Source organism: Martelella sp. FLE1502 (assembly GCF_053484255.1).
The window spans coordinates 1-14092 of the sequence record NZ_JBAKFQ010000031.1 but is presented as its reverse complement, the minus strand read 5'-3'; the positions used below and the strand labels follow the sequence as shown (position 1 = coordinate 14092).

11 protein-coding genes are annotated in these 14092 nt (G+C 62.9%); 4 read left to right on the top strand and 7 right to left on the bottom strand.

Annotation, left to right across the window (positions count from 1 at the left end):
- Nucleotides 1-15 precede the first annotated feature (15 nt).
- Nucleotides 16-1014 (bottom strand): thiosulfate ABC transporter substrate-binding protein CysP, encoded by a 999-nt coding sequence (cysP, locus tag V6767_RS19780; protein ID WP_448475031.1) that lies wholly within the window; start codon nt 1012-1014, stop codon nt 16-18.
- A 275-nt stretch (nt 1015-1289) separates the two neighbouring features.
- Between cysP and V6767_RS19775 the strand changes: the two genes are divergently transcribed.
- Nucleotides 1290-2168, top strand: a complete 879-nt coding sequence (locus V6767_RS19775) for a 2-hydroxy-3-oxopropionate reductase (protein WP_448475030.1) — start codon at nt 1290-1292, stop codon at nt 2166-2168.
- Nucleotides 2169-2424: 256 nt separating this feature from the next.
- Here the strand turns inward: V6767_RS19775 and mce are convergent, their stop codons facing one another.
- The 5 genes from mce to V6767_RS19750 all read right to left on the bottom strand — a co-directional run bounded on the left by mce (nt 2425) and on the right by V6767_RS19750 (nt 9092).
- Complete coding sequence (mce, locus tag V6767_RS19770; RefSeq protein ID WP_448475029.1) at nt 2425-2826, bottom strand: methylmalonyl-CoA epimerase; 402 nt, start codon at nt 2824-2826, stop codon at nt 2425-2427.
- Entirely contained in the window at nt 2823-4964 is a 2142-nt protein-coding gene (scpA, locus tag V6767_RS19765) for a methylmalonyl-CoA mutase (protein WP_448475028.1), read from the bottom strand. The genes mce and scpA overlap by 4 nt, the downstream gene beginning before the upstream one ends.
- 22 nt (nt 4965-4986) lie before the next feature.
- On the bottom strand, nt 4987-7014 hold the full coding sequence (locus V6767_RS19760) for an acetyl-CoA carboxylase biotin carboxylase subunit (protein ID WP_448475027.1): 2028 nt from the start codon (nt 7012-7014) through the stop codon (nt 4987-4989).
- Nucleotides 7011-7388 carry a hypothetical protein gene (locus V6767_RS19755; RefSeq protein ID WP_448475026.1) on the bottom strand — a complete coding sequence of 126 codons (378 nt, stop codon included), beginning with the start codon at nt 7386-7388 and terminating at the stop codon, nt 7011-7013. The genes V6767_RS19760 and V6767_RS19755 overlap by 4 nt, the downstream gene beginning before the upstream one ends.
- A 171-nt stretch (nt 7389-7559) precedes the next feature.
- Nucleotides 7560-9092, bottom strand: a complete 1533-nt coding sequence (locus V6767_RS19750; protein ID WP_448475025.1) for an acyl-CoA carboxylase subunit beta — start codon at nt 9090-9092, stop codon at nt 7560-7562.
- 121 nt (nt 9093-9213) lie between these two features.
- On the opposite strand from V6767_RS19750, the gene V6767_RS19745 reads away from it, so the two are divergent.
- Complete coding sequence (locus V6767_RS19745) at nt 9214-10623, top strand: helix-turn-helix domain-containing protein (RefSeq protein WP_448475024.1); 1410 nt, start codon at nt 9214-9216, stop codon at nt 10621-10623.
- Between the two features lie 8 nt (nt 10624-10631).
- On the opposite strand, the gene V6767_RS19740 is transcribed toward V6767_RS19745, so the two are convergent.
- Nucleotides 10632-11558, bottom strand: a complete 927-nt coding sequence (locus tag V6767_RS19740) for a LysR family transcriptional regulator (RefSeq protein WP_448475023.1) — start codon at nt 11556-11558, stop codon at nt 10632-10634.
- 534 nt (nt 11559-12092) lie between these two features.
- Here V6767_RS19740 and odc2 point away from each other — a divergent pair.
- Both odc2 and V6767_RS19730 read left to right on the top strand, forming a co-directional pair.
- A complete protein-coding gene (gene odc2, locus V6767_RS19735) occupies nt 12093-13226 on the top strand; it encodes an ornithine/lysine decarboxylase (RefSeq protein ID WP_448475022.1) in 1134 nt (377 codons plus the stop codon).
- Between the two features lie 107 nt (nt 13227-13333).
- Complete coding sequence (locus V6767_RS19730) at nt 13334-13921, top strand: GNAT family N-acetyltransferase (protein ID WP_448475021.1); 588 nt, start codon at nt 13334-13336, stop codon at nt 13919-13921.
- Nucleotides 13922-14092 lie beyond the last annotated feature (171 nt).

The following is a 14092-nucleotide window of genomic DNA, read 5'->3' as shown; positions in this document are numbered from 1 at the left end:
GCGGCTTCGTGCCGGTTACCGAGCCGACTGGATCTGGTCCAGCACGCCGCCATCGGCGAAGTGGGTCTCGTTGGCCGCTTCCCAGCCGCCGAACACGTCTTCCACGGTGATCAGCTTCACGTCCGGGAACTTGTCGGCATATTCGGCCTTCACTTCCTCGTTGTGGACGCGGTTGTTGAACGAGGCGACGATTTCCTGGCCTTCCTTGGTGTAGAGGAATTCGAGATAGGCCTTGGAAACCTCTTCCGTGCCGCGCTCCTGGGCGACCTTGTCGACGACGGCGACCGGGAATTCGGCGAGCAGCGACATGGAGGGCACGACGCGCTCATATTCGTCTTCGCCGTACTGGGCGCGGATGTTTTCCACTTCCGCCTCGAAGGTGATCAGCACATCGCCGATGCCGCGTTCGATGAAGGTGGTGGTGGCACCGCGGCCGCCGGTGTCGAACACGGCGACATTGCCGAGGAAATCGCCGACGAATGCGCGCGCCTTCTCGTCATCCCCGCCGAACTGGTCGAGCGCGTAGCCATAGGCCGCGAGATAGGTGTAGCGGCCATTGCCGGAGGTTTTCGGGTTGGGGAATACCAGCTCCACGCCTTCAGCAGCGAGATCGTCCCAATCCTCGATGCCCTTCGGATTGCCCTTGCGCACCAGGAAGGCCGGCAGCGAGTAATAGGGCGAGGCGTTGTTCGGCAGCGCCTGCTGCCAGTCGGCCGCGACGAAGCCGTTATCGGCCAGGATCTGCACATCGAGCACCTGGTTGAAGGTGACGAGGTCGGCCTTCAGGCCCTGCAGGATGGCGCGCGCCTGCTTGGAGGAGCCGGCATGTGACTGCTTGATCACGACATCGTCGCCGGTCTCGGCCTTCCAGTATTCGGCAAAGGCCGGGTTGATCGTCGCGTAGAGTTCGCGGGCGATGTCATAGGAAACATTGAGGATTTCCACCTGATCGGCCTTGGCCGGTGTGGTGAAGAGCAGGGCGGCGCCGAGAGCGGCGAGGAGTGTCTTCTTCATGAAATGAACCAATCTGCTGAATGGAAGGATCGTGAGGCGGAGATTATGAAAAGTGGCGAATTTGCGCCAAGAAAACCCTTCGCCCGAAGGCTGCTTCTTTGGAAAATTATGGTCGCGTTTCGTCCCTGAAACGGCTTTTGTTTTCGTGGCGCGCGGATCGGCCCGGCGGCCATCGCCTGAAAATTTGGTCCCCATCCCGTGCGGAGATGCGAACGCGTGCTATAGGTTCGCAGAACCCGTGACAAGGTCTTCTACTATCGCGAAGGAACAGTTTCATGAAAATCGGATTTATCGGCCTCGGCCTGATGGGGCGCCCGATGGCGGCCAACCTGATCGAAGCCGGCCACGAACTCTTCATCAACCGGGTGAAGCCGGTCTCGCAATTCCTCGTCGAAAAGGGCGCGACCGCCTGCGATACGCCGAAGGCGGTGGCCGAGGCCGCCGAGATTGTCATCACCATCGTATCCGATACGCCGGATGTGGAAGAGGTGCTGTTCGGCGAGAACGGCGCGGTCCACGGCTTGTCGGAGGGCAAGATGGTGATCGACATGAGCACGATCTCGCCGGTCGCAACGCGGGACTTCGCCGAAAAACTGGCCGCGATCGGCTGCGCCTATCTCGATGCGCCGGTCTCCGGCGGCGATATAGGCGCGAAGAACGCCACGCTGACGATCATGGTCGGCGGCGCGGACGAGGACTTTTCCCGCGGCAAGCCGTTGTTCGAGGCAATGGGCAAGACCATCACCCATATCGGCCCGGTGGGCGACGGCCAGACCGCCAAGCTCGCCAACCAGATCGTGGTTGGGCTGACGGTGGAGGCAGTGTGCGAAGCGCTGCTGTTTGCCAAGAAGGCCGGCGCGGACCCCGCCAAGGTGCGCGAGGCGCTGATGGGCGGCTTTGCCGGGTCGCCGATCCTCAAGATCCACGGTGAGCGGATGCTCAACCGCACCTTCGATCCCGGTTTCAGCATGCGGCTGCAGCGCAAGGACATGTCGCTCGTCGTCAACGCCGCCCGCGAGATCGGCCTCGCCCTGCCCAACGCCGCCTCCACCGAGCAGCTGATGAACGCCGCAATCGCCCGCGGCGACGGCGAGCTCGACAATTCCGCGCTGATCCGGACGCTGGAAGCGATGGCGGGGGTTGAAGACTCTTAATGTGTTGCTGCCGAGCGAAGACGCTTTGTAGAGTTCAGGTCTTGACGCTTGCTCCAACTATTCTCTCCCGCTTGCGGGAGAGATACCCCCGAAAGGGGGAGTGAGGGTGGTGCAGCGTTTTGATGTGTGAGGGCGTTCGCGGGGATAGACTCCCCCCTCACTGTCGCTTTCGCGACATCTCTCCCCTCCGGGGCGAGAAGACTGGGGGGCTATGCGGCGAGGTCTGCGTGGCGATCCGGCAACTCAATCGAGGAATTTATTCCTGTTCGAATTCGATCAGTGCGCCCTGAAAATCCTTGGGATGGGCGAAGAGGACCGGTTTGCCGTGGGCACCGGTCTTCGGCTTGCCGTCACCGAGGACGCGGATGCTGTGTTCGTCAAGCTTGGCCGAGGCAGTCGTGATGTCCTCCACCTCGAAACAGAGGTGATGGATGCCGCCGCTCGGGTTCTTGTCGAGAAAGCCGGCGATCGGCGAGCCGTCGCCAAGGGGGTGCAGCAGCTCGATCTTGGTGTTGTCGAGGGTGATGAACACCACCGTGACGCCATGCTCCGGCAGGTCCTGCGGCTCGGAAACCTTTGCGCCCAGCGCCTGGTAGCTTGCGGCGGCCTCGGCGAGGTCCGGCACGGCGATGGCGACGTGATTGAGGCGGGTGATCATCGGTTCCTCCGCTTGCCTTCGAGCAGGTCGAGCAGCGAATTGGCGGAATCCAGCACATTGGTGCCGGGGCCGTAGACGGCGGCGACGCCGTTTTCGAGCAGGAAATCATAATCCTTGCGCGGAATGACCCCGCCGACGACCACGATCACCTCGTCCGCGCCGCGCTTCTTCAGCGCGTTGACAAGCTGCGGGGCCAGCGTCCTGTGGCCGGCGGCAAGCGAGGACATGCCGACGATATCCACCTTCTCGCTCAACGCGAGATCGGCGGCTTCCTCCGGCGTCTGGAACAGCGGGCCGGCGACGACGTCGAAGCCGATATCGCCATAGCCGGACGCGATCACCTTGGCCCCGCGGTCATGCCCGTCCTGGCCGAGCTTGGCGATCAGCACGCGCGGCGCGCGGCCCTTTGTCTCGGCATAGGCCTTCAGCCGGTCGGTGATCACGGCATATTCCGGATCGTCCTTATAGGCCGCGCCATAAATGTTGCGCACCACTTTGGGGGTGGCGGCGTAACTGCCGAATGCCTCGCGCATCGCATCGGAAATCTCGCCGACGGTGGCGCGGGCCCGCGCCGCCTCGACGGCCGCCCCCAGCAGGTTGCCCTCACCGGTTTTCGCCACCTCGGCAAGGCGGGCAAGCGCCCGGTCGCAGGCCTTCGGATCGCGTTGGCGGCGGGTTTGTTCGATCCGGCGGATCTGGGAGGCGCGCACCGCCGAATTGTCGATATCGAGCGTTTCGATCGGCTCCTCGTTTTCAAGCCGGAACTTGTTGACGCCGACGATCACCTCCTCGCCCCTGTCGACGGCGGCCTGGCGGCGGGTGGCAGCCTCCTCGATCATCTTCTTCGGCAGGCCGGCGTCGACGGCGGCGGTCATGCCGCCTTCCGCCTCGATCTTCTCCATCAGCGCCCACGCCTTATCGGCAAGGTCGTTGGTCAGGCTCTCGACGTAATAGGAGCCGGCCAGCGGATCGACCACCTTGGTAATCCCGGTTTCGTTCTGCAGGATCAACTGGGTGTTGCGAGCGATGCGCGCGGAAAATTCGGTCGGCAGCGCCATCGCCTCATCCAACGCATTGGTGTGCAGCGACTGGGTGCCGCCAAGCGCGGCCGACATCGCCTCGTAAGCGGTGCGAATGACGTTGTTATAGGGATCCTGCTCCTGAAGCGAGACGCCCGAGGTCTGGCAATGGGTCCTGAGCATCAGCGAGGATGCCTTCTTCGGCGAGAACTCCTCCATGATCCGCGTCCACAAAAGGCGCGCGGCGCGCAGCTTGGCGGCCTCCATGAAGAAGTTCATGCCGATCGCGAAGAAGAACGAGAGCCGTCCCGCAAAGGCATCGACATCGAGGCCTTTGGCAATCGCCGCGCGGACATATTCACGCCCGTCAGCGAGCGTGAAGGCCAGTTCCTGCACCAGCGTCGCGCCCGCCTCCTGGATGTGGTAGCCGGAAATCGAGATCGAGTTGAACTTCGGCATTTCCTGTGCGGTATATTCGATGATGTCCGCGATGATCCGCATCGAGGGTTCGGGCGGATAGATATAGGTGTTGCGGACCATGAACTCCTTCAGGATGTCGTTCTGGATGGTGCCGCTGAGTTTTTCGCGGGGCACGCCCTGTTCCTCGCCGGCGACGATGAAGCTTGCGAGAATCGGGATCACCGCGCCGTTCATGGTCATCGACACCGAGATCGTCTCCAGCGGGATGCCGTCGAACAGGATCTTCATGTCCTCGACCGAGTCGATTGCTACCCCGGCCTTGCCGACATCGCCCTCCACGCGCGGATGATCGCTGTCATAGCCGCGATGGGTGGCGAGGTCAAAGGCGACGGAAACGCCCTGCTGGCCGGCGGCGAGGTTGCGGCGGTAGAAGGCGTTGCTCTCTTCCGCCGTGGAAAACCCGGCATACTGACGGATGGTCCAGGGCCGGCCCGCATACATGGTGGCGCGCGGCCCGCGCACGAAGGGGGCAAAGCCCGGCAAGCTGCCGATATGGTCGACGCCCTCCAGGTCTTCCGCCGTATAGAGCGGCTTGACGGCAATGCCTTCCGGCGTGTTCCAGGTCAGCTCCTCGACCGGCTTTTTCGCCTCCTTTTCGGCGAGCGCCTTCCAGTCCGCGATGGTCTTGTCGTTCGCCATGGTCATTTCCTCCCGCCGGTCATCACTCAAATTCCATGATCATTTCATCGACGGCGAGGCTTGCGCCGGTTTCGACGGCGATCGCCTTTACCACGCCGCGCTTTTCGGCGCGCAGGATGTTTTCCATCTTCATCGCCTCGACCGTGGCAAGCGCCTGACCGGCCTCCACCGTGTCGCCGGCGGCGACCGACAGCGCGGTGATCACGCCCGGCATCGGGCAGAGCAGCATTTTCGAGGTGTCCGGCGGCATTTTGTGCGGCATCAGTTTGGCAAGTGCCGCCACATGCGGCGAGCGGACCCTTGCCGTGACATCCATGCCCCGCCAGCGCAGCCGGATCGCCGGTCCTTTGAGATCCACCTTGATGCCGAGCGAAACGCCATCGACCTCGAATGCGGCGTGGCTCATGCCCGGTTTCCAGGCGCTGGCAAGGCTTGAGGTCTTGCCATCGGCGAAGGTGATCGTGGCCTTTTCGGTCGTGGCTTTGTCGCCGGCGGCGACCGTCAGCGTGAAGGCGTGGCCGGCAAGCGTCACCACCCAATCGGCGCCGACGGAGCGGCGGTGATTGTCGATGGTGCCGGAAATATGGGCGGCGCGGTCCTGAACCCGGTAATTGATCAGCGCCGCGATCGCCGCCAATGTGCGGGCGGCATGGTCGTCGGGTTCGACGCCGGCAAAGCCGTCGGGAAATTCCTCGGCAATATAAGCGGTGGTCAGCCGGCCGGCGCGGAACCGCTCCTGGCGCATCACGGCCGAGAGGAAGGGCAGGTTGTGGCCGATGCCCTCGACCTCGAAATTGTCGAGCGCGTCGCTCATCGCGTCGATCGCGCTGGCGCGGTCGGGGGCGTGGGTGCAGAGCTTTGCGATCATCGGGTCGTAATACATCGAAATCTCGCCGCCCTCGGTGACGCCGGTATCGTTGCGCACCACAGAGCCGTCGGGATAGGCCCCCTCCTGCGGCGGCCGGTAGCGCGTCAGCCTGCCGATTGAGGGCAGGAAGTTGCGATAGGGGTCTTCGGCGTAAAGCCGGCTTTCAATCGCCCAGCCGGTGAGCTTGACGTCGTCCTGACCGATCGTCAGCGCCTCGCCGGATGCCACCCGGATCATCTGCTCGACCAGATCGAGGCCGGTGACGAGCTCGGTCACCGGATGCTCCACCTGCAGCCGGGTGTTCATTTCCAGGAAGTAGAATTTGTTTTCCTTGCCATCGACAATGAATTCCACCGTGCCGGCGGAGTGGTAGCCGACCGCCTTGGCGAGCGCCACGGCCTGCTCGCCCATGGCCTTGCGGGTTTCTTCATCGAGGAATGGCGAGGGCGCTTCCTCGATGACCTTCTGGTTACGGCGCTGGATCGAGCATTCGCGCTCGCCGAGATAGATGCAGTTGCCATGCTTGTCGCCCAGCACCTGGATTTCGATGTGGCGCGGCTCGGTGACGAATTTCTCGATGAATATCCGGTCGTCGCCGAAGGCGTTCTTCGCCTCGTTCCTGGAGGACTGGAAGCCTTCGCGCGCCTCGCCTGCGTTCCAGGCAATGCGCATGCCCTTGCCGCCGCCGCCGGCCGAGGCCTTGATCATCACCGGATAGCCGATCTCGTCGGAAATACGCACCGCCTCATCGGCGCTGGCTATCAGGCCCATATGGCCGGGCACGGTGGAAACGCCAGCTTCGGCCGCAAGCTTCTTCGAGGTGATCTTGTCGCCCATCGCCTCGATCGCGCCGACCGGCGGACCGATGAAGGCGATGCCTTCCTTCTCCAATGCGGCTGCAAAGACAGGGTTTTCGGATAGGAACCCATAACCCGGATGCACGGAATCCGCGCCGGTCTGCCGGATTGCATCGAGAATCTTGTCGATCACGATATAGGACTGCGCCGACGGGGCCGGGCCGATATGCACGGCCTCATCGGCCATCTTCACATGCAGCGCATCGCGGTCGGCATCGGAATAGACGGCGACCGTTGCAATACCCATGCTCTTTGCCGTCTTAATGACCCGGCAGGCGATTTCGCCGCGATTGGCGATGAGGATTTTCGTAAGCGACACCGTCAAACCTCCAGATGATCTTCAAACGATTCCGGGAAACTGGCCCGCGCCACCGGCTCGTTGATCACCAGCATGGCTTCATAGGACTGCGGATCGAAATCCTGCTCGACCGCGACGACCTCGCGGCCGAACAGCAGAGAAAGACGCGCCGCGTCGAGATTGCCGCGCTCGAACGGCTGGTCGCCGAAATGGTGCCAGAGCGCGTGCAGAAAGGCCGCATCGATCAGATGTTCCTTTGAGCCCTGCCGGGCCTTGCGCGGCAGGGCCTTGATCGGCGTCACCCGTTTGGGATTGGCGCGGCGGATGACGAACTGGACGCCGGTGCCCGGCATGCCGGATGGGAATCCGCGATGCTTCGTCATGTCAGGCAGTTTGGCCATTCCATTCTCCTTGAGCGGCGTCGTTGCGCCTTAAACTAATCCGTCGAAATCCGAGGCGGCGTGAGGTTCGCTGAGCACCGACTTACCCGAAATTTTAGTAACGATCGAACCGTGCTCGACGCGCAGACGCTATGAGCATTATATAACCCGGCCTCCGCGACAGTCTGCCTCTTAAAGCGGTATCGTGTCGTGCTTCTTCCAGTGCGTGTCCGCCCTCTTGTTGCGCAGCGAGGCGAAGGCGCGGGCGATGCGGCGGCGGGAGGAATGCGGCATGATCACCTCGTCGATGAAACCGCGTTCGGCGGCGACGAAGGGGTTGGCGAAGCGCTCCTCGTATTCGGCAACCTTTGCGGCGATCTTCTCGGCATCGCCGAGATCGGCGCGGTGGAGGATTTCGGTGGCACCCTTGGCGCCCATCACCGCGATTTCCGCCGTCGGCCAGGCATAGTTGATATCTGCGCCGATATGTTTCGACGCCATCACGTCATAGGCGCCGCCATAGGCCTTGCGGGTGATCAGCGTCACCATCGGCACGGTCGCCTGGGCATAGGCGAACAGCAGCTTCGCGCCATGCTTGATGACGCCGCCGTACTCCTGGCCGGTGCCCGGCAGGAAGCCCGGCACGTCGACCAGCGTCAAAAGCGGAATGTTGAAGGCATCGCAGAACCGCACGAAACGGGCGGCCTTGCGTGAACTGTCGATATCGAGGCAGCCGGCCAGCACCATCGGCTGGTTGGCAACGACGCCGACGGTCTGGCCCTCGATCCGCAGGAAGCCGGTGATGACATTTCTGGCATAGGCTTCCTGGAGCTCGAAGAAATCGCCCTCGTCGGCAAGCGCCAGGATCAGTTCCTTCATGTCATAGGGCTTGTTGGAGCTGTCGGGGATCAGCGTGTCGAGGCGTTGCTCGATCCGGCCCGGATCGTCATGGAACGGGCGCACCGGCGGCTTTTCGCGGTTGTTGAGCGGCAGAAAATCGAACAGCAGCCGGACCTGTTCCAGCGTTTCGATGTCGTTCTCATAAGCCCCGTCGGCGACCGAGGATTTCTTCGTATGGGTATCGGCGCCGCCGAGTTCTTCCGCCGTGATCACCTCGTTGGTGACGGTCTTGACCACATCCGGGCCGGTGACGAACATGAAGGAGCTATCGCGCACCATGAAGATGAAATCGGTCATCGCCGGCGAATAGACCGCGCCGCCCGCGCACGGACCCATGATCACGGAAATCTGGGGGATCACCCCGGAGGCCTCGACATTGCGGCGGAACACCTCGGCATAGCCGGCCAGCGAGGCGACGCCCTCCTGAATGCGCGCGCCGCCCGAATCATTGAGGCCGATCACCGGCGCGCCGTTCTTTACCGCCATGTCCATGATCTTGCAGATCTTCTGGGCATGGGTTTCCGACAGCGAGCCGCCAAGCACGGTGAAATCCTGCGAGAACACATAGACCTGTCGACCGTTGATCGTGCCCCAGCCGGTGACCACGCCATCGCCCGGCACCTTCTGCCCGGCCATACCGAAATCGACGCAGCGATGGGTGACATACATGTCGTATTCTTCGAACGAGCCTTCGTCGAACAGCACGTCGATGCGCTCGCGCGCCGTCAGCTTGCCCTTGGCATGCTGGGCGTCGATGCGGCGCTGACCGCCGCCGAGGCGGGCGTCCGCGCGGCGGCTTTCCAATTGTTCCAGAACTGTTCGCATGCCTCTTCCCTATTTCCAGACGAACCGTGGCCATAACGCAAAGCCGAACCGCAGAATATGTTTGAACGCGTGAGTTTGTTAAATTATAAAATGGCAAAACTGAAATTGCGAAATTGCGAACATGGCCACCGGAAAACTCTTCATCGGACGCAAGGTGCGTGAACTCAGGCTTCAGGGCAACATGACCCAGAGCCAGTGCGCCGAACGGCTCGGCATTTCGACCAGCTACCTCAACCAGATCGAGAACAACCAGCGACCGGTTTCGGCTGCCGTGCTGCTGGCGCTGGCGGAGAAATTCCAGCTCGATCTCAGCGATCTTTCCTCGGGGGAGGGCGACCGGCTGCTCTCGGCTCTGTCGGAGGCGCTGACGGACCCGGTGTTCGAGAACTATACGCCCGGCCTCCAGGAGCTGAAACTCGTGGTCCAGAACGCGCCCGGCTTTGCCCACGCGCTGGTCGCCGCCCATCAGGCCTATCGGCGGATGAATGAGCAGCTTGCGGGCTTTGACGACACGATTTCGCGCGCAAGCCCGCTGGAGGCGACGCCTTACGAGGAGGTGCGCGACTTCTTTCACTTCGTCGACAATTACCTGCACGATCTCGACATCGCCGCCGAAAAGCTTGCAGCGGAAATCGGCATCGGCGAGGCGGACGACGCAGCGCTTCTGGCTGCCCATCTGGAAAGGGCGCATGGCGTTCGCGTGCTTCGGATCGGGCCGGAAAGCGCGCTGATCCGGCAATATGATCCCAAGCAGCGCACGCTGGCGGTCAACGCCTCGGTGCCGCAATCGACCCGCAATTTCCAGATGGCGTTGCAGATCGGGCAGTTGCATGCGGCCGATCTTATCGACAGGATCGCGGCGGAGGCGGGGTTCCGCTCGCCTGAGGCCGTCGATATCTGCCGCGCCGGGCTACAGAACTATTTCGCCGGCGCCCTGATCATGCCCTATCGCAAATTCCTCACCGCCGCCCACGAGCTGCGCCATGATATCGAGTTGCTGTCGGCCCGCTTCGGCTCCTCGCTGGAACAGGTCTGTCACCGGCTTTCGACGCTGCAGCGGCCAGGACAGAAGGGCGTGCCGATCTTTTTCGCGAGGGTCGATCGCGCGGGCAACATCACCAAGCGCCACAGCGCCGCCAAGCTGCAATTCGCCCGTTTCGGCGCGGCCTGTCCGCTCTGGAACGTGCACCAGGCTTTCGAGCAGCCCGACCGGATCATCCGCCAGCTTGCCGAAACGCCGGACGGTGCGCGCTATCTCTGTCTGGCGACCCAGATCACCAAGGGCGGCGGCGGCTTCTTTGCGCCCAAACCCACCTATGCGATCGCGCTCGGCTGCGAGGTCTCCTATGCCGGCGCCTTTGTGTATGCCGACGATCTCGACGCCGACAACCGTGCCGCCTTCAATCCGATCGGCATTTCCTGCCGGATCTGCGAGCGCACCAGATGCCCGAGCCGCGCCGTGCCGCCGCTCAAACGCAAGATCGCCGTCGACCAGAATCAGCGGCATTTCTTGCCGTACGAATTGATGTGAAGGCGCGGCTATCGCGCGGTTTTTGCTCCGGTCTCGGTGCAGTTGTTCGGGAACCATTTCGTCAGGAAATCGACGAAGGTGCGCACCTTCTGCGGCAGATAGCGGCGGTGAGGGTAGATGGCGTAGATCGCCGCGCTGGTCGGCAATTGATCGTCGAACAGCGTGACGAGTTCTCCCGACGCGATCGGCTCGCGGGCGACGAAATCCGGCACCAGCGCCACGCCCAGCCCGGCAATCGCGCCGCGCATGGTCGCGATCGGCGAATTCACCGAAACCGGCCCGTGGATCGGCACGGTGTAGACGGTGCCGTCCTCGGGGTTCTTGAACCTGAGCGAGCCGTGGGACTTCGGGTTGGTATCGACCAGGAACGGCACATGCGCCAGATCTGCGGGCTTTTCCAGCGGGCGGTCGAGCGCCGCCAGCCATGTCGGCGACACGCAGACCAGCGAGCGGAAATCGGCAAGCTTGCGCGCGATCAGCGCGGAATCCTCAAGGCTGGTGATCCGGATCGCGACATCATAACCCTCCTCGACCAGGTCCACGAACCGGTCCTCGGCCACGATTTCCAGCGACAGATCCGGATGGGCGGCAGTGAAATCGAGCAGCGACCGGCCGACCGGGGCATCGATGAAGGTGCGGGGCACCGACACCTTAAGCTTGCCGCGCAGGTCGGAATTGTTGGCGCGCACCGTATCGGAGAGATTGTCGACGTCCTGCACGATGTCGATAACGCGACGATGATAGAGCTGGCCGGCCTCCGTCAGCGAGAATTGCCGCGTGGTGCGGTTCAACAGCAGCACGCCGAGATCGTCCTCCAGCTCGCGCACATATTTCGAAAGCAGCGCCTTGGAACGGCCGGTCTTGCGGGCGGCGGCGGAAAAGCCTTCTGCCTCGACCACGTCGATAAAGGCCCGCATTCTCGTCAAAGTGTCCATTGCCGCTCCTTGAAAGGGCTTGCGAAAAAATTACTGAAGTTTTGTCAATCAGATAGCATCTTCAACGGGATACAGGGGAAGATTTTGGGGTTCCCCCACTTGATTTTCAAGTCCGGTTTTAATATCTCTCCGCTTGCCCAAAGTCGCGCGTGCCTGTGGGTGTCCGCCGAACTCTCGAATGGTGAGGGTCACGGTAAGGTACCTGGAACTAACCCCTCCAGTCGCTTCCCGGCCAACCGGTCAAGCGAGGACATCTTGAAGCAACGACGGTGCGGGCCTTTCTGGTGTCTCCCGGATTTCCATCCCCGGGGTACTAAAGAGGCACATACCTTCATTGCCGGAAGTGCGGCGGGTCAATCCCCCAATCCAAGGCAGACAAAGCCGGATCATCCTTGCTCGCAGGGCTGATTCAAACTTGAGCGTTCGCCGCAACCGTTCCCCGGGGTCTCCACCGGCCGGGTTCGTGCGCGGATCGATGCGCCCTTTGTCATCCGGAAAATACCGGATCAGAATGCTTCAGAAGGGGTTAGAACAATGACCACCGAGCGTATCGCCGAATTCTTCCGCACCCGCCGTCCCGATGGCCCTTGCCTGGTCGTGGACCGCGAAGTCGTGCGCGACAACTACACCGCCTTCCGCCGCGCGCTGCCCAACAGCGACATCTTCTACGCGGTCAAGGCAAACCCGGCTCCGCAGATCCTGGAGCTGCTCGCAGGCCTCGGCTCCAACTTCGATTGCGCGTCCGTCGCCGAAATCGAAATGGCGCTGGAAGCCGGTGCGACCGCCGACCGCATCTCCTTCGGCAACACCATCAAGAAGGAACGCGACATCGCCCGCGCCCATGCGCTCGGCGTCAACCTGTTCGCCGTCGATTGCCATGAGGAAGTCGAGAAGATTTCCCGTGCAGCCCCCGGCGCGCGCGTGTTCTGCCGCGTTCTGACCGATGGCGAAGGCGCCGAATGGCCGCTGTCGCGCAAGTTCGGCTGCGTTCCGGCCATGGCCGTCGACGTGCTGGTCTATGCCCATCAGCTGGGTCTGACAAGCTACGGCGTGTCCTTCCATGTCGGCTCGCAGATGACCAAGGTCGAAGCCTGGGACGCAGCGCTTTCCGATGCCAAGCGGGTGTTTGCGCAGCTTGCCAAGCAGGGCATCTACCTGCAGATGGTCAACATGGGCGGCGGTTTCCCGACCAAGTATCTGCGCGACGTGCCGACGGCGGAAGCCTATGGCCAGGCGATCTTCGCGGCGCTGTCCCGCCACTTCGGCAACCAGCTCCCGCGCACGATCATCGAGCCGGGCCGCGGCATGGTCGGCAATGCCGGCGTCATCAAGTCGGAAGTGGTGCTGATCTCGAAGAAGTCCGACGATGACAAGCATCGCTGGGTGTTCCTCGACATCGGCAAGTTCGGCGGTCTCGCCGAAACCATGGACGAGGCGATCCGTTACCCGATCCGCACCGAGCGCGACGGCGACGAGATGGAGCCCTGCGTTCTCGCCGGTCCGACCTGCGACAGCGCCGATGTGATGTACGAGAAGAACATGTATCCGCTGCCGATCTCGCTGACGATCGGCGACGAGGTTCTGATCGAAGGCACCGGCGCCTACACCACGACCTATGCGTCGGTGGCGTTCAACGGCTTCGAGCCGCTGAAATCCTACGTCATCTGAGGATTTCCCTTGCACATCGGTGCGGCTTGAGGAGAGCCGCACCGGGATAGCCGACCGGGGCCACGCCCCGGCCATCCTGTTGCACTGTAATTTTGGGGGATAATCCGATGGCCCCGGTTCTCGCTGAAATCGCTGTTCAGTCCTTCGTCATCGCCGAAGAGGCCTCTTTCGACGTGCCCGCGCGCGAAGCGCTGCTCGATCGCGCCATGGGGCCGATGCGCAAGAAAAAATCGTCGGAGAAGATCCGCCGCAAGCGGCTGCCGGCCGATGGTCTGGCACTCGTTGCCCGCGATGACGTCGGCATGCTGATCGGCACTGTGCGCCTGTGGCACGTGGATGCCGGCATCGGCTCCGATGGTCGCGGCGTGCCAGCACTTTTGCTCGGCCCGCTCGCCGTCGAGCCCGGCCTTTCCGGCAAGGGCGTCGGCGGTGCGCTGATGCGCGCCGCGATCGCGGAAGCCGCCGCCCGCGGCCACGGCGCGATCCTGCTGGTCGGCGACCCGGAATATTACGCCCGCTTCGGCTTTTGTGCCGACAAGGCCGAGCTCCTGGTCATGCCCGGCCCGTTCGAACGCCGCCGTTTCCTCGGCCTCGAGCTGAAGGACGGCCACCTCGAAGGCGCCGCCGGCGTTCTCGTGGCCTCGGGCCGCAAGATTCCGTCCGCACGGGTCAAACCCTTCCGCCGCGCGGCCTGAGGTTCCTTCACCTTACAAAGCTCCGCTGATTTCCGATCAGCGGAGCTTTTCGTTTGGCCGCCTTCGCCGAATTCATTGCGCCGCACCAGTCCACCGGCCTTCCGCTGGCCTTGCAGCCACAATCTCCCCCCTTGAGGCAGGGCTATCGCATATGAGCGATCATTGAGATTA

What these genes read in the sequence shown, in the direction of transcription:
- cysP (WP_448475031.1), bottom strand. Translation starts at nt 1,014, where the DNA reads ATGAAGAAGACACTCCTCGCCGCTCTCGGCGCCGCCCTGCTCTTCACC.
- V6767_RS19775 (WP_448475030.1), top strand. Translation starts at nt 1,290, where the DNA reads ATGAAAATCGGATTTATCGGCCTCGGCCTGATGGGGCGCCCGATGGCG.
- mce (WP_448475029.1), bottom strand. Translation starts at nt 2,826, where the DNA reads ATGATCACCCGCCTCAATCACGTCGCCATCGCCGTGCCGGACCTCGCC.
- scpA (WP_448475028.1), bottom strand. Translation starts at nt 4,964, where the DNA reads ATGGCGAACGACAAGACCATCGCGGACTGGAAGGCGCTCGCCGAAAAG.
- V6767_RS19755 (WP_448475026.1), bottom strand. Translation starts at nt 7,388, where the DNA reads ATGGCCAAACTGCCTGACATGACGAAGCATCGCGGATTCCCATCCGGC.
- V6767_RS19750 (WP_448475025.1), bottom strand. Translation starts at nt 9,092, where the DNA reads ATGCGAACAGTTCTGGAACAATTGGAAAGCCGCCGCGCGGACGCCCGC.
- V6767_RS19745 (WP_448475024.1), top strand. Translation starts at nt 9,214, where the DNA reads ATGGCCACCGGAAAACTCTTCATCGGACGCAAGGTGCGTGAACTCAGG.
- V6767_RS19740 (WP_448475023.1), bottom strand. Translation starts at nt 11,558, where the DNA reads ATGGACACTTTGACGAGAATGCGGGCCTTTATCGACGTGGTCGAGGCA.
- odc2 (WP_448475022.1), top strand. Translation starts at nt 12,093, where the DNA reads ATGACCACCGAGCGTATCGCCGAATTCTTCCGCACCCGCCGTCCCGAT.
- V6767_RS19730 (WP_448475021.1), top strand. Translation starts at nt 13,334, where the DNA reads ATGGCCCCGGTTCTCGCTGAAATCGCTGTTCAGTCCTTCGTCATCGCC.